Source organism: Pseudomonas sp. FA117 (assembly GCF_057370475.1).
Map to the genome: position 1 here is coordinate 789,162 of NZ_CM170675.1, position 22,334 is coordinate 811,495.

Annotated in this window: 25 protein-coding genes and 1 other RNA gene; 11 read left to right on the forward strand and 15 right to left on the reverse strand. The window is 60.4% G+C overall.

The genetic code is table 11. From position 1 onward, the window contains the following. Positions 1-115: 115 nt before the first annotated feature. Both AC1TXO_RS03730 and AC1TXO_RS03735 read right to left on the reverse strand, forming a co-directional pair. A complete protein-coding gene (locus tag AC1TXO_RS03730; protein ID WP_085633591.1) occupies positions 116-907 on the reverse strand; it encodes a hypothetical protein in 792 nt (263 codons plus the stop codon). Positions 908-1,032: 125 nt separating this feature from the next. Beyond that, entirely contained in the window at positions 1,033-1,386 is a 354-nt protein-coding gene (locus tag AC1TXO_RS03735) for a hypothetical protein (protein WP_085633589.1), read from the reverse strand. Positions 1,387-1,524: 138 nt separating this feature from the next. Between AC1TXO_RS03735 and AC1TXO_RS03740 the strand changes: the two genes are divergently transcribed. Beyond that, positions 1,525-1,872, forward strand: coding sequence for a helix-turn-helix domain-containing protein (locus AC1TXO_RS03740; RefSeq protein WP_085633587.1), 348 nt, complete (start codon positions 1,525-1,527; stop codon positions 1,870-1,872). A gap of 355 nt (positions 1,873-2,227) precedes the next feature. On the opposite strand, the gene AC1TXO_RS03745 is transcribed toward AC1TXO_RS03740, so the two are convergent. The 6 genes from AC1TXO_RS03745 to AC1TXO_RS03770 all read right to left on the reverse strand — a co-directional run bounded on the left by AC1TXO_RS03745 (position 2,228) and on the right by AC1TXO_RS03770 (position 6,432). After that, positions 2,228-2,437 (reverse strand): hypothetical protein, encoded by a 210-nt coding sequence (locus AC1TXO_RS03745; protein ID WP_486405094.1) that lies wholly within the window; start codon positions 2,435-2,437, stop codon positions 2,228-2,230. A gap of 13 nt (positions 2,438-2,450) precedes the next feature. Then, entirely contained in the window at positions 2,451-2,948 is a 498-nt protein-coding gene (gene radC, locus AC1TXO_RS03750; RefSeq protein ID WP_486405095.1) for a RadC family protein, read from the reverse strand. Continuing rightward, positions 2,920-3,870 carry a recombination directionality factor gene (locus AC1TXO_RS03755; RefSeq protein ID WP_085633580.1) on the reverse strand — a complete coding sequence of 317 codons (951 nt, stop codon included), beginning with the start codon at positions 3,868-3,870 and terminating at the stop codon, positions 2,920-2,922. The genes radC and AC1TXO_RS03755 overlap by 29 nt, the downstream gene beginning before the upstream one ends. 90 nt (positions 3,871-3,960) lie before the next feature. Continuing rightward, positions 3,961-4,965: a YqaJ viral recombinase family nuclease gene (locus tag AC1TXO_RS03760; RefSeq protein ID WP_085633578.1), complete on the reverse strand. Its 1,005-nt coding sequence runs from the start codon at positions 4,963-4,965 to the stop codon at positions 3,961-3,963. A 75-nt stretch (positions 4,966-5,040) separates the two neighbouring features. Further along, positions 5,041-6,009 (reverse strand): DUF932 domain-containing protein, encoded by a 969-nt coding sequence (locus AC1TXO_RS03765; protein ID WP_085633576.1) that lies wholly within the window; start codon positions 6,007-6,009, stop codon positions 5,041-5,043. A 93-nt stretch (positions 6,010-6,102) separates the two neighbouring features. After that, on the reverse strand, positions 6,103-6,432 hold the full coding sequence (locus tag AC1TXO_RS03770; RefSeq protein ID WP_085633574.1) for a hypothetical protein: 330 nt from the start codon (positions 6,430-6,432) through the stop codon (positions 6,103-6,105). A 415-nt stretch (positions 6,433-6,847) separates the two neighbouring features. Between AC1TXO_RS03770 and AC1TXO_RS03775 the strand changes: the two genes are divergently transcribed. The 3 genes from AC1TXO_RS03775 to AC1TXO_RS03785 are packed head-to-tail and all read left to right on the forward strand — an operon-like array spanning position 6,848 to position 9,626. Beyond that, positions 6,848-7,825: a PD-(D/E)XK nuclease domain-containing protein gene (locus tag AC1TXO_RS03775; protein WP_486405096.1), complete on the forward strand. Its 978-nt coding sequence runs from the start codon at positions 6,848-6,850 to the stop codon at positions 7,823-7,825. Then, positions 7,822-8,949 (forward strand): hypothetical protein, encoded by a 1,128-nt coding sequence (locus tag AC1TXO_RS03780; RefSeq protein ID WP_085633570.1) that lies wholly within the window; start codon positions 7,822-7,824, stop codon positions 8,947-8,949. Before AC1TXO_RS03775 ends, AC1TXO_RS03780 begins: the two co-directional genes overlap by 4 nt. After that, entirely contained in the window at positions 8,946-9,626 is a 681-nt protein-coding gene (locus tag AC1TXO_RS03785; RefSeq protein ID WP_085633568.1) for a hypothetical protein, read from the forward strand. Before AC1TXO_RS03780 ends, AC1TXO_RS03785 begins: the two co-directional genes overlap by 4 nt. Before the next feature lie 138 nt (positions 9,627-9,764). Here the strand turns inward: AC1TXO_RS03785 and AC1TXO_RS03790 are convergent, their stop codons facing one another. The 3 genes from AC1TXO_RS03790 to AC1TXO_RS03800 form a co-directional block, all read right to left on the reverse strand. Then, positions 9,765-11,021: an integrase domain-containing protein gene (locus AC1TXO_RS03790; protein ID WP_486405097.1), complete on the reverse strand. Its 1,257-nt coding sequence runs from the start codon at positions 11,019-11,021 to the stop codon at positions 9,765-9,767. Positions 11,022-11,205: 184 nt separating this feature from the next. Next, positions 11,206-11,597: a transfer-messenger RNA gene (ssrA, locus tag AC1TXO_RS03795) on the reverse strand. A 105-nt stretch (positions 11,598-11,702) separates the two neighbouring features. Beyond that, positions 11,703-11,996, reverse strand: coding sequence for a hypothetical protein (locus AC1TXO_RS03800; RefSeq protein ID WP_486405098.1), 294 nt, complete (start codon positions 11,994-11,996; stop codon positions 11,703-11,705). A gap of 352 nt (positions 11,997-12,348) precedes the next feature. On the opposite strand from AC1TXO_RS03800, the gene AC1TXO_RS03805 reads away from it, so the two are divergent. The 3 genes from AC1TXO_RS03805 to AC1TXO_RS03815 are packed head-to-tail and all read left to right on the forward strand — an operon-like array spanning position 12,349 to position 14,949. After that, positions 12,349-13,785 carry a cytochrome ubiquinol oxidase subunit I gene (locus AC1TXO_RS03805; RefSeq protein WP_486405099.1) on the forward strand — a complete coding sequence of 479 codons (1,437 nt, stop codon included), beginning with the start codon at positions 12,349-12,351 and terminating at the stop codon, positions 13,783-13,785. Positions 13,786-13,788: 3 nt separating this feature from the next. Further along, the gene (gene cydB, locus AC1TXO_RS03810; protein ID WP_486405100.1) at positions 13,789-14,796 is read left to right on the forward strand and encodes a cytochrome d ubiquinol oxidase subunit II; all 1,008 of its coding nucleotides are present in this window, start codon (positions 13,789-13,791) and stop codon (positions 14,794-14,796) included. 12 nt (positions 14,797-14,808) lie between these two features. Then, positions 14,809-14,949 (forward strand): DUF2474 domain-containing protein, encoded by a 141-nt coding sequence (locus AC1TXO_RS03815; RefSeq protein ID WP_486405101.1) that lies wholly within the window; start codon positions 14,809-14,811, stop codon positions 14,947-14,949. Between the two features lie 124 nt (positions 14,950-15,073). On the opposite strand, the gene AC1TXO_RS03820 is transcribed toward AC1TXO_RS03815, so the two are convergent. The 3 genes from AC1TXO_RS03820 to AC1TXO_RS03830 form a co-directional block, all read right to left on the reverse strand. Continuing rightward, positions 15,074-15,319, reverse strand: coding sequence for a DUF3077 domain-containing protein (locus AC1TXO_RS03820; RefSeq protein ID WP_486405102.1), 246 nt, complete (start codon positions 15,317-15,319; stop codon positions 15,074-15,076). A gap of 442 nt (positions 15,320-15,761) precedes the next feature. Beyond that, entirely contained in the window at positions 15,762-16,886 is a 1,125-nt protein-coding gene (locus tag AC1TXO_RS03825) for a methyltransferase (RefSeq protein WP_486405103.1), read from the reverse strand. Positions 16,887-16,977: 91 nt separating this feature from the next. After that, positions 16,978-17,691, reverse strand: a complete 714-nt coding sequence (locus AC1TXO_RS03830; RefSeq protein WP_486405104.1) for a LuxR family transcriptional regulator — start codon at positions 17,689-17,691, stop codon at positions 16,978-16,980. A gap of 200 nt (positions 17,692-17,891) precedes the next feature. Here AC1TXO_RS03830 and AC1TXO_RS03835 point away from each other — a divergent pair, with 200 nt between their 5' ends. Beyond that, complete coding sequence (locus AC1TXO_RS03835; protein ID WP_486405105.1) at positions 17,892-18,668, forward strand: ferredoxin--NADP reductase; 777 nt, start codon at positions 17,892-17,894, stop codon at positions 18,666-18,668. A 57-nt stretch (positions 18,669-18,725) separates the two neighbouring features. Here AC1TXO_RS03835 and mscL read toward each other — a convergent pair whose 3' ends face one another. Beyond that, on the reverse strand, positions 18,726-19,139 hold the full coding sequence (mscL, locus tag AC1TXO_RS03840) for a large-conductance mechanosensitive channel protein MscL (protein ID WP_054894040.1): 414 nt from the start codon (positions 19,137-19,139) through the stop codon (positions 18,726-18,728). A gap of 178 nt (positions 19,140-19,317) precedes the next feature. On the opposite strand from mscL, the gene radA reads away from it, so the two are divergent. The 3 genes from radA to AC1TXO_RS03855 all read left to right on the forward strand — a co-directional run bounded on the left by radA (position 19,318) and on the right by AC1TXO_RS03855 (position 22,322). Continuing rightward, on the forward strand, positions 19,318-20,685 hold the full coding sequence (gene radA / locus AC1TXO_RS03845; RefSeq protein WP_486405106.1) for a DNA repair protein RadA: 1,368 nt from the start codon (positions 19,318-19,320) through the stop codon (positions 20,683-20,685). A 72-nt stretch (positions 20,686-20,757) separates the two neighbouring features. After that, complete coding sequence (locus AC1TXO_RS03850) at positions 20,758-21,264, forward strand: RNA polymerase sigma factor (RefSeq protein ID WP_486405107.1); 507 nt, start codon at positions 20,758-20,760, stop codon at positions 21,262-21,264. Positions 21,265-21,332: 68 nt separating this feature from the next. After that, positions 21,333-22,322: a FecR family protein gene (locus AC1TXO_RS03855; protein ID WP_486405108.1), complete on the forward strand. Its 990-nt coding sequence runs from the start codon at positions 21,333-21,335 to the stop codon at positions 22,320-22,322. The last annotated feature ends 12 nt before the right edge of the window (positions 22,323-22,334 follow it).

Here is a 22,334-nt window from a genome sequence, read left to right on the forward strand (position 1 = left end):
CAGCTCAGGGTCGACGTGAACGGAATTTGAGCTCGGTCGGAATGAAAAAAGAATTCTGGAAGGAGCCCAGAGTGAGCAGCCGGTAAGCTGCTCACTCTGGGCTGTTTACCGCGAGTTACTGAAGTATGTAACCCAGAGGTTGATCTTTGCTATCGAAGCAGAGGATGGCCTCGCAGTATCCGCCCAACTGGTCGATGTTCGATTCAGCAACGGCAGGCAACCACTTGCCAAGGTCAGCGATAGGCACCTTCTTCTCGTTTATGTAGCAGTCGTCATCCATGCGTGGGTTACACCAGGCACTTTTAACTTCCGGCCATTCTGATTGGGCCGAGGTGGCAGGTGATTGCTGTGACGACGCTTGTGTACCTCCCTTCTGTGCTTGCCACGCTGCGTAACCACCTTCATAGCGCCCGTTGATTGTGGCAACTAGCTGGTCATCAGGTACGCCAATATCCAGATAGAACTGGTACAGAATAGAACCAGCCTCGGCATACGACACCTGACGGGAGGCGTCAATGCGGTAGGCTACCGGCTTGCCGTCGGTACTGGTGCCGATGCGGTACCAAATCGACAGCGCGAAGAAGACATCCTGGTTCCATTCACCCACGATGGCGGTGTTCGTCCGGCACTTGCCGCGCAGACATGTGCCACTGACCTGGTTGACATAGCGCATGTCCTGCTGGCGCTGGGCATCCCAGATGAGCACCTCGCGGGAGGTCTCCAGCCAGGTGCACTTGATCATGGGTTGGCCGTTGAAGGCTTTCTTTGTGATACACGGAATAGCTTCGGGGAGGCCATTGGTGGAGGTCTCGTCTGGGTAGGCGATGTTGTTCCAGGCGTAATGGTCAATCGCTGCATTGGCATTGGCACAGAGCGCGAGCAGCAGAATATTGAGTATCCGTTTCAAGAGCTAACTCCTGTTTGTGATTTGCGAGTAGACGAACCGGCCATTTAACGATCGGTAGCGGAGCTTGCGAGTTCGGCAGCGCTTTAGTGTTCTTCGCTGTTGGTGGCTGTGGGAATGAGGAGGGACTACTTCTTGTAAATGACCCTGAGCCGCTTGTTCACGTAGTCTTTGATGATTTCGTAATCGGGGTTGTAGGTGACGAGAGCATGGCCGACACCTGCTGCAACGCCGAGTGCCGCCAGGGTGAGCGTTGCTGGCGCTGACATCACAGTGGCCGCAGCTCCAAAAACTCCGCCGCGTATGGCTGCACCTTTTAAATCGGTGACGACGCGGCATTTCATCCCAAGTTTCTCAATCTTGGTTTCGACCAGTTTGATGCCGGCGGTGAAGTTGCCCCTGAGGCCATTGATCTCGAAGGACGCTTGGCTGCGGACAAGGCTTTCGATCTGCGCTTCATTCAGTCCAGTAATGACGTTCATGCTGTTGGGTGCTCCTTGCCAGGGCATTGGCGGTGAAGAAAAAGTCGAATATCAACTTTCTAGGTTGAGTGTCGGTTTGTGAAGTCCTTCATGTCAATGGGTTGATGCTCAACCATCCGGGTTGACCTGGAGGGTGGCATGTCGAAAACCGATTCAAAGCAGTTGGCGGAGCTGGTGGGGCAGGCGATTGCACGTCAGCGCGCGCGCTGTGAGCTGAGCCAGGAGCAGGTCGCGGAGAAGCTTGGGATTGGTAGCGAGGCTGTGTCCCGAATCGAGCGTGGGATCGTTACGCCCAACGTGGAGCGTTTGGTCGAGCTCGCTTCGATCTTCGGCTGCGAGACAGCCGACCTGCTGACCGACGGGAGCTCTCGAACTGAGGATCAGACGCGCCGCCTGCAGAAATTACTGTCTACTCTGAAGGCGGATGATCGGATGTTAGTACTGGATATGGTGGAGCGCCTGGTGGAACGTCTCAGCCGCAGCTGAGGCGCTCCTAGTCCGCGACAGCCGCTTCGAACAGCGCGCCACAGTAAAGTCACAGGCTCTCGAAGCCTCTGAAGTGAGAGCGGGCAACATCCTCAGCCACATTTTGAGCTGCAGGGTACGTCGGGGCAATCGAGGCCAGTCCACTCATGAGCATGCCATGGCTAGATAATGAGGGCGTGCTCGAACTCCCTGTAGCGCGCCCTCGACCAGCCTGACCAACAGTGCAAGGCCTTTGGCGGCGCCACGGGGCAGTACGGCCCTTGACTCGCAGATCAAACATTGTCTGTTCATCTTCATGTTTCCTGGGGGAGGGACAGAGACAACCGGAGCTTGTCCGGTTGCTTATAGGGGATGATCACTGCAAGGTGGAGGGAGGCTTTGTCGGTGCTTCTGCTGACGTCCGGAACACTTTCAGCAGTCGGCAGAGAATCCAGCACGCCAGCAGCACGGCGATCAGCAGTGGCGGAAAGCGCACCAGTAGGATCACCAAAAGCAGGAGCGCCAGGCAGCCGGCGAAAATGCCAACGAACATAAACACGGCAGCCAAGATCCGTAGTAGCATCATTATCGTGTTCTCCTCACAGATAACCTTGTTCTGCCAGCGATAGGCAACCTTCGCGACCTACGATGATGTGATCCAGTGTCCGCACCCCAACCAGGCTCAGTGCCTCCTTCAGTTTGTGGGTCAGGTTGCGGTCTGCTTGGCTGGGTTCAGGATCCCCAGAGGGATGGTTGTGAACTAGGACTATGGCGGCTGCATTGTGCTCCAGGGCTGCCTTGACGACCTCGCGTGGATAGACGCTGGCGCCATCGAGCGTGCCTCTGAACAGTTCTTGAAAGGCGATGACTCGATGGCGGCTATCAAGGTGGAGAAGGGCAAAGACTTCATGCTCGTAATCGCTCAGCAGTGCCTGCAAGTGGCTAAACACTTCCTTCGGTGAGGTCAGTGCCCGCCCACGGCGCAGACGCAGGTTCGCCAACTGACGGGCCATCAGCAGGATGTCGGTTTCGGTGACCGGCGACTCGACCAGGTAGGTGCCAGTCGAGTCACTGGCCTTCAGCTTGTGCAGGCGCATACTGGGGGCCTTGGTGGTAGTCAGTTGGTGGGGTATGGCGCTGGGCTTGCGCCTCCAGCTTCTCGGCCAGGCTGTTTTTCGCGGATCGCAGGGGAGTGTTGATGGGAGGAGAGTGGCTTTCTTCGACGGGATAGAACTCCTCGACGATGGTGCCAGTGTCTTCCTCGCTGTCCTCGAACGCACCATTGGCGAAGCCACGCTGCGCCGCTTCATCCAGCGCGGCTTGATCGAAGCCTGTTGCTTGCCGCTGCGCATCGAGCTCACTGGCGGCCTGCAGCGCCTCGGCCATTTCCATGCCGCTGCGTACTGTCAGGTCGACGTAGAAGATCGGCGTCCCGTGGCTCTGTCGTGTCGACTTGCCACGCAGGCGCAGTTCCAGCGGCAGGCACGCCAGGCGGTTGCCGGAGATGGCTTGGAAGTAATGCAGCCGGGCGGCGAGGGTGCGGATGCTGTTGAAGCCGGTGGTGCGAAACATGAAGCTACCGAGCGGATCATCATCGCCAATGACCACGTTCAGCCGTCCATAGGGCCTGCAGGCATTACCCTTGGCCAACGGGCAGGCATCTGGCGAAGGGCAGGGTAGGGACTGCATACCCTCCAGGGTGACGCGCTTGCAGGTCTCACCGTTGCCCACGCACAGCGGTCGTCCAGACTGCCGATCAAACAGGGTGTAGTCGGCACGGAAGTTCAACTCCGGCTCGTTGAACAGCAGGCGTACCGGAATGCTGCGTAGCTTGTCGTCCTTGCCCTGGCGCAGCCCGTCGTTGAGCGGGTGCAACAGCCAGCCATTCTTGCCTTGTACCTGGGAGGTGATGGTGAACTGGTCATCTTTCTCCGGCAGACGCTTGCCGTTTTTCTCGGTGACCTTACCGATGGAGATGCGCCCGAGCACTGGGGGCGTCAGGGCTAAGCCTTTCAGCATGGTGGTTCTCCTGGAAATGAAAAAAGGCCAGCCACGCAGCGCGAACTGCATGGACTGGCCAAGAGGTGAAGGGAGTGAGGGAAGTGAAAATCAGCCGACCAAGAAGCGCCGTGCACCGGTCTTCAGCAGTGGGTACTTGGCTTGCAGGTACGGTTTGTCCTTGAGCAGTTGAGCGACATCGAGACTGATGCTGTCCTTGGCTTTGCGCCAGCTGACGTAGCCGCTGGTGAACTTCGCCCGGCTGGCATCGCCCATGGCCTGCTGTAGCATCTGCTTGAGCTCGGCCTCGCGCTTTTCCTTGTCAGCAATCGACTGGCGGACGGCCTTGAGCTCGACGTAGGTCGCCGTCAGCCCAGCATGACTGCTGAAGTCGACGGCCTGGCCATTGTCTTCCGGATAAAGGCAGCGCAGGGCTGCTTCGGCAGAAGCGGTACCATCCGCCGGCGGAGGTGTGTCGGTTTCCACGTGCTGCCAGAACTTGCGTTCCAGCTCGATCAGGCGAGCTATCATCTGCTCGTCACGCTCTATACGGTGGATCTCCAGCGTCTGACCGCCGAGCAGCACCGCTACGTCTGCAGCCTGTTTACCGGTGACGGCGAGTTGGTGCATCACTTGAAGCTGAACATACTCGGGGACGCCCTCTTTCCAGAGGTGTGCCCCGTTTATGCCGGCTGTCTTACATTCGAGGATCTGCACATCGTCGGCCCCGATCACCTCGCGGTCGATGTTGGCCAGCATCCAGGGCAATTCCGGATCGGGCTGCTGCAGCACGGCGTTGATGCGACGGACCTTGTGTTTGGTGCGCTTGCTGTAATGCCAGGCCACGATGGGCTCCAGGACGTTGCCCCAGTACATCGGACTTTCCTCATCCTGGGGATCGGCCTTCGGCAGCCCGGCATCGCGACCGGTCTTCTCCAGCCACAGCTCCAGCTGCGACTTGTATGGATTCAGCCCCACCGCAGCGGCGGCATCCGAACTGCCGATGCCTTGCTTGCGGATCTGCAGCCAGTCCTCGCGCGGAAGCTCCTTGGTGCTGACCAGACGCAGGGCAGGGCGTTTCTTGCTGGTGCTGCCGTTCAATGACGTTGCTTTCATGGTGTTCACCTGCAGACATAAAAACGCCCGACCAGCACAAGGCTGACCGGGCGCGAGGATGGGTGTTAGTTCTGGTTAAGCGACGAGCTGCAGCGCGGTATCCAGGGCGCGTTGTTTGATCTGCGCCCCCTGGCCGAACCAGGCTGAGTCCATGCGATACTCGTTGCTACGCGCACGACGCTCGTGGTCGACGTACTCGGTCACGGCGTTGAGCAGGCCCCAGGCGGTGCCGCGTGCCGAGTCGAGCTGGCTGCCGCGACCACGACCTTCGTACAGCTCCTGAACTTTGCGCAGGGCCCGCTCGTTCGGTAATACCTCTGGCATTGCACCGGCTGGGCTGGTTTCGCACAGCACGGACATGAAGAATCCCAAAGCCTCATGCCACTGCACTTTGCGTTCGGCCAGAGCGCGCATGCGATACATGAAGTCGTCCCACTGCGAGACGGCGATGCCGAGTTGCTTCTTCACCGCCTTCGGATCGAAGCGGGTGTTGTGCGGCACCTTGATCGCTCGGCTGGTGCCGTCGAGAGCGATGGTCAGGGTGTTGTTGCACACCACGCGCACAGTGGTTGGGGTTGCCGTGGTGGCCAGGGTGCCGTCGCAGGACGTGGCTAACAGCAGATACCCGTTGACCTGATCGTTGCCCTTGAGCGCTGCGCCTTGCCCAGTACGCGCCAGCGCCCAGAATTTGCGTCCGCCCTTGAGCACACCAGCCGTTTCCAGCTCGTAGCCAGAGACTTCTGTGAGGTCGCGGTAGAATTCCAACACTTCACGTGGCTGCACGGTGTGGTAACGGTTGGACACCACCGACAGTGGTGCCTTGGTGTCCGAACGGAAGAGCACCTTCTGCTCGGGGAAGGAATGGATGGCGCCCAGGGGGCCGACGGCATCTGATTTGAAATGCACGGGGCTTTCCAGGATCTGCCAGTCCATCCCGGCTTCACGCTGCCAGACTTCGATGGGCTGTTTCTGAGTGAGCTGATTGCCCAGACCATGCCACGGAGTAGCGCCAGCGTAGGCCATGGTTTCGACGAGATGTGCCATGTGAACGATTCCTTTGGGTACCAGCCGGCATAAAGCGCCACGCGCAGCGCAGCACCGACCGAACGATAGAAATGAGAATGGTGGGTATGCCGATCAGGTCGGCAGATTGAAGCGGTGACCGCAGAGCAGACAGAGGTTGTGGGCCAGGACGTGGCGGTCGAGCGACTCGCCCAGTTGAGCGCCGAGTGCACAGCCGCCCACGCCTCCGGCCAGACCGCCGAGGATGGCGCCCGACACGGAACCTAGGGTGATGCCGACTGGCCCGGCGAGCGTACCGATAGCTGCGCCGGCCTGACCACCTGCCATGGCAGCGCTGACGCCACGCGCAACGCCGCCCACGGTGCCGATGGCGGCCCCGACTTTCATGGCGTGGTGGAAGGAAACGAGTTTGGGGGAGTTACAGCGAGGGCACTGCAATGACATGGGAGAACCTCCTTGGTGGTGATGTCAATGCGATCATGTAGGGCTGAGGTTTTTTTGAATTGAAAGTCTCTGTTGCTAGCAGCTCGCCCAGGCGTGCGACAGGCTTCAGTCGAGTCTACGCAGGAGCTCATCAGCGATTTAGGAAGACAGGGCTTAATCAGACCCACTTGCGGACTGACATTCGACGGCTGTTTGCGATGTCCGGGGCCTCTAAGCGTGGCTCATTTCGCTCAAGCAGTCGCATCCATGTTCAAACCACTTCGTTCTTGCGATGCTTCCGCGCGAAGGCTCAGTGCCGATGTCAAACAGGTGATCACCTTGAAGCTGACGCGACCATCGTGTTTACTTGGCCAGTATTAGTGCCATCATGGTGCTGGCGCCGCTTTGACCAACATTATTAAGAGCCTAGGGAATCATGGCCGAGACGATAAACATCGCGAAGATGGCGGAGAAGCTGTCAAAGGGGATTTTCAACGAGTTCCTCTGGGGGCGCATGGAGCACACCAACATCAATTGGCCGTGCGAGAGCCAGGAGGCACATGAGGTCAAGACCCATCCCTCCGATGTCGTCTTTTGGTACAACGAGCCCTACTCTCAGTCCCGCACCTATGTGAACTGTGATCTCAAGAGCTACGCGAAAGGCACTATCAAAACACAGGCCATCCGCGAGGCGATCGAGAGTCTGGCCAAGAGCCTGCGATGCGCCGAGATCAGCCAGGAGTTTAGTGACACCTATATCCATCCTGATGTGTCGGCGAATATCCAGGGGCTGCTTTTCGTCTACAACCACGATAACGAGTATGACAAGGACTTCGCCAAGATCCTTGAAAAGGTGAAGTGCGACGACTTAGACATCCCGAAGGGCTCTAAGATCGTTGTGATGGGGCCAGAGGATATCTACTGGCTGAACAACGTTCACCACGAGATCATCCACCTGCGCGGAGGTGCGGGTTTATTGCCGGAGCGGGACTACTGCAAATTCTACTATCCCCATCTGGTTCGCAGGAAAAATGTCCAACTGGAACACGCTAAGGCTGCGACGTTGGATATGCTGACCGCGCCTTGGATCATCTTGTCCTATGTGAACCCCAGGAATGGGAGCAAGCAAGGCTTCGTGACCTTCATGCGTAAGCGGGGATTCACGACCGATGAGTTTCTGTACCTCATCGAGTATCTGATGCACTACCAGGTAATAAAAGCCGAAACGGAGGTCACGATCCGCATGGTCGACCCGCATCAGAATGCTTCGGCCAATTTCGCCAAAGCAAAAGACCAGTACATCGCTGACTATCAGGGCGGGGGCGACCTTAGGCAGATCCTGGACGCCATTGATTTCGGCAAACTTGAGCACGTACGCACCACCTTCTGTGAACTGGAGCTGTCTCGGCAATGAGCAAAAACGCGCTTCAGTACTGTGCTACGGACAAGGAAATCTATGACGCCTTGATGTCGGCTAAGCAGAAAATCAACGAAAAGGTTCTGCTTGAACTCGCGAAGGACAGAGGGATCTTCTATTCCGCCAAAGACAGCCGGGATGACCTGGTCAGTGCCATCTCGCTCCTTCCACACGACTATCATGATTTGAACACCCTGCTAGAACAGCGGGAGCATTCCGGCCGACAGGAAAAGCTCACCTCGGTGACGCTGCCAACTGCGCTGACTGTGGAAGGAATCCGGGAGGTCCTTCGGGAATACATTGAGGAATCTCCAGAGGACGAGAAAGTCACCCAGCAGACCAGGGACGGTAACCAAGTGGTCGCCAACATTAAATACTCCGACGTCGACTACGGCAAGACGCGACTCGTCCAACGGACCCCCAAAGAAGCCTCGATCGAGTTCCACGTCTCGGCGGATAAGACAGTCATTCGGATGCCTGCCAACGACCGTGTGAAGACCATCTACTCGAAACTCAAGGTCAAGCTGGATAACAAGGCCAAGGTTGAGATTCCTACCATCCGTATTGAGCTCGGTGAGTTTCAGTCCTCTGCCCTTCGTACAGAATTCTTTACGTCCTTGATCAGAGAGCTCGCGGGGTTCTCGCTGAAGAACGTCACTAGCGTGAAGGTTGAGCGCTTGCCACAGGAGCCTGAGGAAGACGAGCTCGACTTGGACGATGACCAGGAAGCTGAGGTGGCTAAAGAGGAGGCCTTGGCTCTGGTCAAGAACGTCGCATTGAAAGGCGAGACGCTTCTGGCGTCTGAGGAGTACCAGAGTCTGACCCGGAAGGGCTTCTTCATCACGTCGATTATCTGGCGCTCGGTGCTGAACAAGGCACCTCAACCGATGGTAGAGTTTGAAGCCGCCTTTGAGGAGCCGGTACAAGGGAAAGGCTTCAAATACTTTGTGCGAGGCGCCTATCGGATCGTCGAGCTTCAGTACACCAAGACGATCCGTCCGGTCAGCGCCGAAGACAAAGAAACCTATCTGGGCATCATCGAAGAAACCGCTGCGAAGGTTATCAGGGAGCTCAGAGCGCAAGCTAAAGCGGGGGCTGAGGCGAAAGGAGAACCGACATGAATAGGGTGAGATGGCTGAATGCTCAATGGCCGTCGTCTATTCGAGCGGTTGGGAAAAGGCTCATCGAGATGCCATTCACGGATGAAAGAATGGATGGCTTCGCCATAGAGCGAATCCGGGATGACTTCATCGAGGGACGTTATATTGAAAAGTACAATTACCAAGAGGTGATCTCCACTCCTTTTGGTAGTGAAGAGGTGTTCGATCGGATTGGGTATCGGACGACAGAGTTCACCCTTTTTGATTCGCCGCCCCACATCGAACTAAGAGACTACCAGCGCAGTATCAAGGAATTGATCAGTCGCCTGCTTGAAGCTTGCAGTTTCAACCTAGTAGTAACGCCTCCTACTGTTAACCTAATTGAGTGGGTCTCGGCTCTGCAGGTTGCCGTGGATCAGGACATCACTGTCGACTCGCTCCAGGTCTCGGGCGTCGAAATAGACGAAGGGGTGACGGGAAAAATCTTGCTCAAGGGGGTAAAAGATGTGCGCGAAGCCACTGATATCCTGCTCGCAGGCCGTAAACATGTGCTGGAAAAGGTCCAAGTGAAATTTGCCGGTCTCAACAAGACCGTCGCCATCCAGCTCTCAAATAACGGCACTGCGAAGATCCCCGCAGTGCTACCGGACGACATTCTTCGTCATTTGCGAGTATCCTTTCCTCGCTGCGTCAGTTGAAACAGTTCCTCTAGGTCGCTCTCGATGTATCAACTGCTTGTTATATACACCGAGAGCCTGAGGGTGAGCCCGATGTGCAGTCTAGGCGGTCGGCGGTCATAGTCGAATGATTGCTTATAAGTGGTTGAGGCTGCTTAGTTAGCGTGTTGAGACGACTTTTCGATCTTGGCTCTGACTAAGCGCTGACACTGACAGGCTCCCAGTGGCTGCTCCCTGAATGTGCTCGCTCCACCAGTCCATCATAGGGCGTCTGCGTTCGATATAATCCGCCCGGTTGTAGGCACTGCGGACCTCGTCCTTGTCGACGTGGGCAAGCGCTACTTCGACCAGCTCCGGATCCCAAGCGTGTTCGTTTAGAATGGTACTTGCCATGGAGCGCATGCCGTGGCTAACCAGACGCCCCTCAAAGCCCATGCGTTTCAGTGCCATGTTAGCGGTCTGGCTGTTGCAGTGGGTTCGTGGATTACGATCCGCAGGGAACACGTACTCCCGGTGACCGCTGTAGGGCTTTATTGCTTCAAGCAGAGCTAGTGCCTGGTCTGTTAGCGGTACGATGTGTGCACGGCGTTTCTTCATCCGCTCAGCGGGAATCGTCCAGATCCTCTTCTCGATGTCGATATCTGCCCAGCGGGTGGTTGCGGCCTCGACTGGCCGAGTCATGGTGTGGAGCTGCCACTCGATCAGGCAGCGGGTTGTTCTTTTTATGCTGGCATTAGCTATTGCCACCATGAGCTCTTTCAGCTCATCGGGGGGTAGTGCGGGCATGTTTTTCTTTTTCGGTTTCTTGAAGACGGAGCGGATGCCGCTAAGCGGGTTCGCGTGAACAAGCCCCGAGTTGACCCCGTACGTCATAATCTCGTTGAGCCGCTGCGTCAGCCGCTTCACGGTTTCAAGACTACCCTTGGTTTCGAGTGGTCGGAGCAAGTTGATAACCTGAGGGGCATTGATGGCTGAGATCGGAGTGGTACCCAAATCAGGGAAGATGTGTAGCGTGAGGGAGCGCCAGATGTCCTCAGCGTAGGCCTGGGTTACCGAGTCCTTTTTCAGCTCATACCAAGCCGTCGCGATGTTCTGAAAGGTGTGTTCGGTCGCCGCTTTTTTCGCCAGACGATCAGCGTTGCGCTGTTCCTTCGGGTCGACCCCTTGGGCAACAAGCTCTCTAGCCTCGACGGTTCGCTTACGCGCCAGAGCCAGGCTCACTTCAGGGAAAGCACCTAGACCCATGTTTATCCGTTTCTTCGTTACGGGATGGATATAGTTAAAATTCCACAGCTTAGAGCCATTACTTCTCACTCGCATCTGAAGCCCGTTGCCATCAGTTAGCGTGTAGTCCTTTTCACTAGGCTTGGCGGCTTTGACTTTGAGGTCTGAGAGGCGCGTAGCTTGGGCACCCATGATGTATTCCAGAGCTAGTTGTGTATTCCAAAAAATACCAGCTGAGTGCTTGGAATACTACGTGGAATACACGAAAACATAGATGCTGCTGGACGCTATTGGATCATCGTGGCGCTGAAAGCCCCGTGTTTACTGGGTTTCAGACACAAAAAAAGACGTCCGTGGACGTCTTTAGATGATTATTTGGTGGAGCCGGGGGGATTTGAACCCCCGTCCGCCAGTACTCCGCTGTCGGTACTACATGCTTAGCCGTGTCTACTGAGTTAATCCGCAGCCGCCCGACGGGCAGGGTGCTTTGGACGAGTTGGGTAAGTTTTAGTCGCTTTGCCCCCAACGTGCTACACGACGATCCTGTTCTGTATGACAATCACTTCGGGTTTACAGGCATCCCCTGATGATTGCTGGAGCCGAAGCTACCAGGAGAGCGGGCTCAGCTGCTTACGCAGCGAGAGCGTAACCCTCGTAGTTTTCGTCATTGGCAACTATAGAAAGTTGCAACAGTGGATTTACGAGTTCTGTTACCAACTCGGCATGCACCTAGAGTTTCGCTACCGGCGTCGAATCCTGATCGGCCCCACACTCAGCTCTAGCTGACGTATCTCTCGACACGTGCCGCCTAGTATACGCCTTTGCATGGGCGGCGTCGACAGCTGGTGCCGCCGCCCGTTGCAACAGAGCGGCTCAGGCGCCGCTGCCGCCGGCCGAGCCGCTGCCTTTCTCGGTCTTTTCCAGGCGCTCCAGCACCTTGCTGGTGATGGCGATGCACTCCTTGGTGTCGCCGCTGGCCTGGGCGGCCTTGGCTTTGTCGACGTGCTCGGTGAGGGTCTTGTCCAGGCCTTCGGACGTGGCGCCGGCGGTGGCCATGCTGTCGTTGATCTTCTGCAGGTTGATCGCGCACAGGTCATCGGCAGCGAACACAGGCGAGGCCAGCAGGGTGGCGGCCGCGAAGAGGGCGGAAAGCGCTGTACCTTTCATGGGTGTCTCCTGGTGAAGGCCTCTGGAAGGTGGGCCTGAAAGGTGGACTGTGGCCATTGGCCAAGGGTTCCATCGGGGTTGACCGGGCGATCCACCAAACCCGTCGCGAGTAAAGAGGGTGAGGCAACCGGTCACGCGGCAAACAACCACACGGCTCGCGCTGGCATTCGGGACTATGCTTCCCAACAGCCGTTGATCTGGATCAATCGTTCCAGATGAAACGACTTGGCCAGCTGGCCAGAATCCCTGCGATCGAACAGAACAAATCGACAACAGCGCACTCGATCTCCGTGGGGGCAGTGAGCGCGAGGGTCACGAGCCCGGACGCCGGATTACCTGAAGAGGAAGCACTATGTTCGGTTTAGAGGCCTTGGAGCTCGCCCGAATCCAGTTTGCGTTTACCGTATCCTTCCACATCCTGTTCCCGGCCATCACCATTGGCCTGGCGAGCTACCTGGCGGTTCTCGAAGGCCTTTGGCTGAAGACCCACGACAACGTCTACCGCGACCTTTACCATTTCTGGTCGAAGATCTTCGCCGTCAACTTCGGCATGGGCGTGGTGTCGGGCCTGGTCATGGCTTACCAGTTCGGCACCAACTGGAGCCGTTTCTCCGACTTTGCCGGTGCCGTCACCGGGCCTTTGCTGACCTACGAAGTGCTCACTGCCTTCTTCCTCGAGGCGGGTTTCCTCGGCGTCATGCTGTTCGGCTGGAACCGCGTGGGGCGCGGGCTGCACTTTTTCTCGACGCTGATGGTGGCGCTCGGCACGCTGGTGTCGACCTTCTGGATCCTCGCCTCCAACAGCTGGATGCAGACGCCCCAGGGCCACGAGATCATCGATGGCCGGGTGGTGCCGGTCGACTGGCTGATGGTCATCTTCAACCCTTCGTTCCCCTACCGCCTGATGCACATGGCCACGGCGGCGTTCGTTGCCACGGCGTTCTTCGTCGGTGCCTCGGCGGCCTGGCACCTGCTGCGCGGGCGGGACAACCCGGCGGTGCGCAAGATGCTGTCGATGGCCATGTGGATGGCGCTGATCGTGGCGCCGGTGCAGGCGGTGATCGGCGACTTCCACGGGCTGAACACGCTCAAGCATCAACCGGTGAAGATCGCTGCGATCGAGGGCCACTGGGAGAACAAGCCCGGTGAGCCGACGCCGCTGATTTTGTTCGGCATCCCGGACATGAAGGCCGAGACCACGCGCTTCAAGGTGGAGATCCCGGCGTTGGGCAGCCTGATCCTGACCCACAGCCTGGACAAGCAGGTGCCGGCGATGAAGGAGTTCGCGCCTGAAGACCGGCCCAATTCCACCATCGTGTTCTGGTCGTTCCGGGTCATGGTCGGGCTGGGCATGCTGATGATCTTCGTCGGCCTGTGGAGCCTGTGGCTGCGCAAGCGCGGCACGCTGTACAGCTCGCGGCCGTTCCTCTACCTCACGCTGTGGATGGGGCCTTCGGGGCTGATCGCGATTCTTGCGGGCTGGTTCACCACCGAGATCGGCCGTCAGCCGTGGGTGGTGTACGGGCTGATGCGCACCGCGGATGGGGTGTCGAACCACAGTTATGGGCAGCTCGGCTTCACCCTGGTGATGTTCGTGGTGGTGTACTTCGCGCTGTTCGGCACCGGCATCGGCTACATGATGCGCCTGGTGCGCAAAGGGCCGCACACCGGCGAGGGCGATACGCAGCCACCGGGTGGTCCGGGGCAGAAACGTACGCCAGCGCGGCCGTTGTCGGCTGCCGACGACGGCACGGAACACGACGCCGCCAGCCTGAACAAGGGGAACTGAGCCATGGGTATCGATCTTCCGCTGATCTGGGCCGTGATCATCATCTTCGGGGTGATGATGTACGTGGTCATGGATGGCTTCGACCTGGGTATCGGCATGCTCTTCCCCTTCGTCAAGGGCGAGCGTGACCGTGATGTGATGATGAACACCGTCGCCCCGGTGTGGGACGGCAACGAGACCTGGCTGGTGCTGGGCGGTGCGGGGCTGTTCGGGGCCTTCCCGATGGCCTATTCGGTGGTGCTCGAGGCGTTGTACCTGCCGCTGATCCTGATGCTGGTGGGGCTGATCTTCCGTGGCGTGGCCTTCGAGTTCCGCTTCAAGGCCAAGGACGACAAGCGTCATCTGTGGGACAAGGCGTTCATCTGGGGTTCGCTGGTGGCGACTTTCTTCCAGGGCGTGGCGCTGGGGGCGTTCATCGAGGGCTTCAAGGTGGTCGACCGCCACTACGCCGGGGGCACGCTGGACTGGTTGACACCGTTCAGCATCTACAGTGGCCTGGGCCTGATCGTGGCGTACACGCTGCTGGGCTGCACCTGGCTGATCATGAAGACCGAAGGGCCGCTGCAGAAGCAGATGCACGACCTGGCGCGGCCGTTGGCGCTGGTGCTGCTGGTGGTAATCGGTATCGTCAGCCTGTGGACGCCGCTGGCTTATCCACAGATCGCCGAGCGCTGGTTCAGCATGCCCAACCTGATCTGGTTCATGCCGGTGCCGATCCTGGTGCTGGTGACTTTCTACGGGTTGCTCAAGGCGGTGGCGCGCAACGCCAACTACACGCCGTTCCTGCTCACGCTGGTGCTGATCTTCCTGGGCTACAGCGGGCTGGGCATCAGCCTGTGGCCTAACATCATCCCGCCGTCGATCTCGATCTGGGATGCTGCCGCGCCGCCGCAGAGCCAGGGCTTCATGCTGGTGGGGACGCTGTTCATCCTGCCGTTCATCCTGGGGTACACCTTCTGGAGCTACTACGTGTTCCGCGGCAAGGTGACCCATGATGATGGCTATCACTAGGGGGGACGGGTGATGGATGCCGAAGAGAAGAAACCGTTGCTGCAGCGCCTGGGCTGGCTGGTGCTGATCTGGGCGCTGAGTGTCGCGGCGCTGGGGATCGTGGCCTATGGCATGCGCATGTTCATGAGTGCGGCAGGGTTGAGCACGCACTGAGCCAGGCAGGGGCTTTGTTGTCCTGGTAGGAGCGGGCTTGCCCGCGAAAAGGACACTGCGGTGTCTGGCCCCGGCTACGCCGGGGTTCGCGGGTAAACCCGCTCCTACAGGGATGGCGCCCGCGTCAGTGGACGCTGTTGCGGGCGATTTCCAGGTCGTTCAGCAGCCCTTTGGCCAGCGCGCTGAGGTAGTGCAGCGCAGTGATGGCAGCCGGAGCAGCCTGTTCCTGGTCGCTCAGGTCGCGGATACAGCCCAGCAATACCGAAACTTCCTCCAGCACCCGCTCCGGCGACAGGCCGGGTGGCACGCGGAACATGTCCAGGAAGCTTGCGACGCCTGCGGTGGTGTAGTCGTTGGGGCGATCACTCATGGTCGAGCCCTCGCATCAGCGGGGCTGGGTGTGAAGCGGGGTGGGTCGGGGACGATCTTTTTCATGGCGAATATCCAGTATCGATAGATGAAACCGCCGTTCATCCTTCTCACCAGATGAGGGTGGCAGCCGCGTATGGGGTGAGAAAACCGAGGACACTGGAACCCGGCCAGACCGAAGTCTGCCCATACACGGCCGCCATGACTGGAAGCCTGGGTCAATATCGTTCGGGTTTCTCACGCCCGGTCGCCAACTCGACGACCCAGCGACGGTATCCCTGAGACATTTCCCCGACAATCAAGACGCTTCCGCAAAGTGCGTAGGATAGTTCCCAAGAGGATTTGCTTGAAGCTGGCGGGCTGCGGATTCAGAAATATCCTATCCAGCGGCTGCATTTTTTGGGCTGGCCTTTAGATGTTGAACAGGACAGTTGCTTCCACGATCACTTGCGTGCCTTGAGCACCACGAATTTCGGCGTCGCCGCCACCTGCTCCACGCCGCGGAACAACCGCGCCAGCTTGCTGTGGTAACCCAGGTGGCGGTTGCCGACGATGTACAGCGCGCCGCCGACCACCAGCGCCTCGCGGGCCTGCTGGAACATGCGCCAGGCGAGAAAATCCCCGACCACTTGCTGCTGGTGGAACGGCGGATTGCACAGCACCACGTCCAGCGACTGTTTCTCCTGCCCGGCCAGGCCGTCGTCCGCGCGGATGTCTGCCACGCGCTCGCCCAGTGCCGTCTGCCAGTTCTCCCGCGCCGATTGCACGGCCATGTACGACTCGTCCACCAGCGTGTAGTGCGCATCTGGATTGACCAGCGCGCTGGCGATGGCCAGCACGCCATTGCCGCAGCCAAGGTCGGCGACCCGTGCGCTGCCGAGATTGCGCGGCAAATGCGGGAGGAAGGCGCGGGTGCCGATGTCCAGCCCTTCGCGGCAGAACACGTTGGCGTGGTTGAGCAGTTCCAGCGCCGGGCTGTCCAGGCGATAGCGGGTGGGGTAGGGCGAGCGGGCGGCAGGGCGCTCGCCGACCGTTGCGCAGAGCAGGCGCGCCTTTTTCTGCGCGAGCGAGGCCTGTACCGGGCCGATGTAGGTTTCCAGCAGATCGCCAGCGGCGCGCGGCAGGTGCTTGATCATCGCCCCGGCAATCACCTCGGCACCGGGCGCCAGCTTGCCCTGCAGGCGGATCAGCTGCTCCTCGAGCAGCGCCAGGGTCTTGGGAACCCGCACCAGCACGCGGTCGAACGGGCCTTGCCAGGGTTCGCTCGCGGGCACGAACGGCACGCTGTCGTAGGCTTTGCCATTGCGTGCGAGATTCTTTTCCAGGGCCAGGTGGCCGAGGTGGGAGTCGCCGCTGCTGGTGACCTGCACCCGGCCTGCAAGGCTTGCGGCCAGGGCACCGAAGCTGTCATTGAGGATCAGCACGCGGCAGTCGGTGTGAGGGTTCTGCGCGGCCAGGTGGGCCAGCAGGTACTCGTCGGCGGCGTCGAAGGCTTGCAGAGGGTCGTTGTTCTGTTCCGGCTGGCGGATCAGGTCGAGTTCGGCGAAGGGGCTGGTCAGCAGGGGCATGGGGGAACAGACTCGATGCGGCTTTGCCCGCGGTGAACGACCGCGTGCTTCAAAGTGCTCGATTCTACAGGGCTTTGCCGGTGTGGGGCAGTTACTTCCAGATCAATCCCCGCGCGGCGGCCACGGCAGCTGCGGCGGTCTTGTTGGTCACGCCGAGCTTGGTGATGACGCTGCGAATGTGGAAGTTCACGGTACTGGGCGAGAGCGAAAGGATGCAGGCGATGTCGGATGCAGTCTTGCCATCGGCCGTCCACTTGGTGACTTCCAGCTCGCGGTCGGTCAGGTCCGCAGACTTGTCCGTGGCCCCGCGGTGATGGTCGCTGAGCAGTTCGTGCACAACGTTGTGCATCCACATCAGCTGCGCGCCCTTGGCGAGGAATTCCGCTTGCGAGATCCTGTCACGGGGACGGGCCACGCTGAGCTGGCTGTCGTGGTGGTACCTGTCGTAGACCGACTGTGTCCATCCGTGACGCAGGCCGTATTTACAGGCCAGGACGCGGTAGTCCGGGGCTTCCCTGTAGCAGTCGTCTGTCCAAAGCACCGGCACTGTGGACTGCTGGCACTTGGTCCTGATCGGGTCCTGGTCGATGAAGGCGAGATCCTTTCGGTAATGGTCGTTCCATTCCTTTGGGAAATTGTTGTACAGGTAAATCTGGGGGTGTTGCGCAGGGCTGCGCAAGCGCAGTGCAAGCCCCACATAGACAAGACCCAATTCCTTAACGAGTAAAATCGCCTGGTCGAACATGCGCTCGGGATGTTTTTCACCCAGCAGTAGCTCGAGTTTTTCCTGCTTCCAGTGCGGCATGGTGTCACTCCATGTGGATCCAAAATTCCCTTTCGCCCGAGTGAGTGTAGGAAAAGTTGACTAAATCGGTGGAAATTTTTCGCTATAGCTGAGTGCGAAATGCCGATCTTCCTGTACAGGATCTGTACGAGACCCTACAGCTGTGCGGTGTTCTTGAGCGCCACTTTGCGCGACACTTGTGCCATCCACAGGAGACCACCATGACCGCCAGCGCCGACAAGTTCACTTCCCAGACCCTGCTCGATGTCCAGACCCTCACGCCGAACCTGTTCAGCCTGCGCGTGACGCGCGATGCGGGGTTTCGCTTCAGGGCCGGGCAATTCGCGCGCCTGGGCGTGACCAAGGCCGATGGCAGTGTGGCGTGGCGGGCCTATTCGATGGTCAGTGCGCCCCACGATGAATTCCTCGACTTCTTTTCCATCGTGGTGCCGGGCGGCGAGTTCACCAGCGAACTGAGCCGGCTGGGCGAGGGTGACACCCTGCTGATCGACCGCCAGGCCTTCGGCTTCCTGACCCTGGACCGCTTCGTCGGCGGCCGCGACCTGTGGCTGCTGGCCACCGGCACCGGCATTGCGCCGTTCGTGTCGATCCTCCAGGACTTCGAAGCCTGGGAGCGCTTCGACACGATCAAGCTGGTGTATTCGGTGCGCGAGGCGAAGGAGCTGGCGTACCTGGACTTGATCGCCGGGCTGGAGCAGCGCGACTACCTGGCCGAGTTCGCCGGCAAGCTGCAGTTCATCCCGGTGGTCACTCGGGAGCAGCACCCTGGCGCGTTGAATGCGCGGATCACCACGCTGATCGAGAGCGGCGAGCTGGAGCGGGCGGCGGGGCTTGAGTTTTCGCCGGAGCATTCGCGGATCATGCTGTGCGGCAACCCCGAGATGATCGACGAGACCCGCAAGGTGCTGAAGGCGCGCGACCTGCAATTGAGCCTGAGCAAGCGGCCGGGGCAGGTGGCGGTGGAGACGTACTGGTAAAGGCAGGTTACGGTCGACGCGATCCGGGGCCGCGCAATGCGGCCCCGGGCATTTCGGTCAGGGCTGGCGGTTCTGCGCCTTGAGCAGGTCGCGGATCTCGGTCAGCAGGGTTTCCTGAGGCGTGGGCACCGGCGGGGTGGTAGGGGCCACGGCTTCTTCGCGCTTGAGGCGGTTGATCGCCTTTACGCCCATGAAGATGGCGAAGGCCACGATGACGAAGTCGATTACGGTCTGGATGAACTTGCCGTAGGCCAGCACCACTGCCGGGATATCGCCTTCTGCAGCCTTGAGCGTGATCGCCAGGTCACTGAAATCCACGCCGCCGATCAGCAGGCCCAGTGGCGGCATGATCACGTCGCCCACGAAGGACGAGACGATCTTGCCGAAGGCCGCGCCGATGATGATACCAACCGCCATGTCGACGACATTTCCCTTGACCGCGAAGGCCTTGAACTCGCTGAGCACGCCCATGTTTTATTCCTTTGTAACAAGTGGTGAGGTAAACGCAGTGTAAGCCACTAAAACGCTTCATGCGCTGCATTCAGGGCTACAGACTGCCATTAGAACGAATAGTTTTGTCGCATGCAGCAGCGCCCGAGGCACATCGGGCTTGGGCTATCATGGCGGTTTTGCCCAGGAGACTGACCCGATGGCCAAGGCCAAGCGCTTGTATGGCTGCACCGAGTGCGGCGCGACCTTCCCCAAATGGGCAGGCCAGTGCGGCGAATGCGGGGCCTGGAACACCTTGGTCGAAACCATGATCGAAAGCGCCGGCGCTGCGGCACCGTCCGGGCGTGCGGGTTGGACCGGGCAGCAGGCGCAGATCAAGACCCTGGCCGAGGTCAGTGTCGAGGAAATCCCCCGTTTCACCACCAGCAGCACCGAGCTTGACCGCGTGCTCGGCGGCGGCCTGGTCGATGGCTCGGTGGTGCTGATCGGCGGCGACCCCGGCATCGGCAAGTCGACCATCCTGTTGCAGACCCTGTGCAACATCGCCACGCAGATGCCCGCGCTGTATGTCACCGGCGAAGAGTCGCAGCAGCAGGTGGCCATGCGCTCACGGCGCCTGGGCCTGCCCCAGGACCAGCTCAAGGTGATGACCGAGACCTGCATCGAAACCATCATCGCCACGGCGCGCGTGGAAAAGCCGCGGGTGATGGTGATCGACTCGATCCAGACCATCTTCACCGAACAACTGCAGTCGGCCCCCGGCGGTGTGGCCCAGGTGCGCGAGAGTACGGCGTTGCTGGTGCGCTACGCCAAGCAGAGCGGCACGGCGATCTTCCTGGTCGGCCACGTCACCAAGGAAGGCTCGCTGGCAGGCCCCCGGGTGCTGGAGCACATGGTCGACACCGTGCTGTATTTCGAAGGCGAATCGGACGGGCGCCTGCGTCTTTTGCGGGCGGTGAAGAACCGCTTCGGCGCGGTCAACGAGCTGGGTGTGTTCGGCATGACCGACCGGGGCCTGAAGGAGGTCTCCAACCCTTCGGCGATCTTCCTCAACCGTACCCAGGAAGAGGTCCCGGGTAGCGTGGTGATGGCCACCTGGGAGGGTACCCGGCCGATGCTGGTCGAGGTGCAGGCGCTGGTCGACGATAGCCACCTGGCCAACCCGCGGCGGGTCACCCTGGGCCTGGACCAGAACCGCCTGGCGATGCTGCTGGCGGTGCTGCACCGCCATGGCGGCATTCCCACCCACGACCAGGACGTGTTCCTCAACGTGGTCGGCGGGGTCAAGGTGCTGGAGACCGCCTCCGACCTGGCGCTGCTGGCGGCGGTGATGTCGAGCCTGCGCAACCGCCCCTTGGCCCACGGGCTTCTGGTGTTCGGCGAGATCGGCCTTTCCGGCGAGGTGCGCCCGGTGCCCAGTGGCCAGGAGCGCCTGAAGGAAGCAGCCAAGCATGGCTTCAAGCGCGCGATCGTGCCCAAGGGCAACGCGCCGAAGGAAGCCCCGACCGGCCTGCAGGTGATCGCCGTGACGCGTCTGGAACAGGCCCTCGATGCGCTGTTCGAGTGATCGCACTTCTTGCAAGTGATTCTCAGTAGCGAGTAGCATTCCGCCACCTTGCGACCACCAGCTGGAGTGCGTGTGGCGGAGTCCGATCTCAAGCGCTTGTTCATCAAGCATGCGAAAACCCTGCAGGGGCTGCTGGCGCGCAAGGTGCGCGACCCGCAGCTGGCTGCCGACCTGGTGCAGGAGAGCTTCCTGCGCCTGGCCGAACAGCAGCAACGCCAGGAAACCATCGACAACACGCCGGGCTACCTGTACCGCACGGCGCACAACCTGATGATCGACCACTTGCGCCAGCAGCAGCGACGCAAGACCGACCTGGTGCCCCACGAGGCCCTCGAGGGTATCGTCGAGGAACGGCCCGGGCTCGACGAACAGGCCGCGCGCGAGCAGCATCTGCAGCGCCTGCAGGGCATGATCGAAGCGCTTCCCGAGCGCACCCGCCAGGTCTTTCGGCTCAACCGCCTGGAGGGCATGACCCACGCCGAGGTCGCCCGCCACCTGGGGATCTCCGACAGTTCCGTGCAGAAGCATCTGGCCAAGGCCCTGGCCTATGTGATGCAGTGCCTGCAGGACGGCGGATGACCAGCGGTTTACTGACAATTGCCCCCTCAGACGTCAGCCCAGACATAACCAGATCGCGAGAGAACCGTGTGAGCAGCGAGAACCAGCCCGAGCAAGCGATTCGCGAGCAGGCCGCCGAGTGGGCGGTGCGCGAGAGTGCCGGCCCCCTGAGCGATGCGCAGCAGCAGGCGCTGGCGCAGTGGTGCGCGGCCGATTCGCGGCATGCCCAAGCCTATGATTTCGCCCGGGCGACCTGGGCCGACCTGGGCTCTCTGGGGCAGGCCATGTCGCCTGCACGCCGTGCCGCGAGTACCACGGTTGCCCGGCCCGTGCGCCGACGTTCACGCCTGCGCCGCGCGTTGACCGGTGTGGCCGCTCTGTTGATGGTGGCGCTGGGCGCCGCGCAGGCACCGCAGTTGCTGCTGGACTGGCGCGCCGACTACATCACCGGGGCCGGGGAAGTGCGGCGGGTGACGCTGCCTGATGGCAGCCAGGTCGAGCTGGACAGCCGCAGCGCCATTGCCCTGGCCTTCGACCAGAACGAGCGGCGCGTGCGCCTGCTGACAGGCGAGGCGGTGTTCAGCGCCGCGCCGGTGTCGGCGCAGGAGCGCAGGCCTTTCGTGGTCGAGTACGCCGGTGCAACCACGCGCGCGCTGGGTACGCGCTTCGTGGTCGGCCAGGCGGGCGAGGGGGGATGGGTCGGGATGCTTGAGCACCGGGTGGCCGTCGACCTGCTGGAGCCGCCGGGGCGAGGTCGCGCCGGTCAGGTGGTCGAGCAGGGGCAGAGCGTGCGCTATGACCAGACCGAGGGGGTGCGGCCCTGGCCTGAGCAGAACCTGCAGCGCGCTACCGATTGGGAGCGCGGGGTGCTGGTGTTCGAGCGCCAGCCGCTGGCCGAGGTGGTGGCGCGGCTCAATCGCTATCGCCCGGGGCGGTTGATGGTGGTGGATTCGCAGCTCGCGCAGCGTGAGGTGAGCGGTGTGTTTCGCCTTGACCAGCTGGCGGCGGTGGGCGGGGTGCTGAGCGATGAGCTGCAGGCGCAGCGGCTCGAGCTACCTGGGTTGACCTTGATCTACTGACCTTTGCCCGGT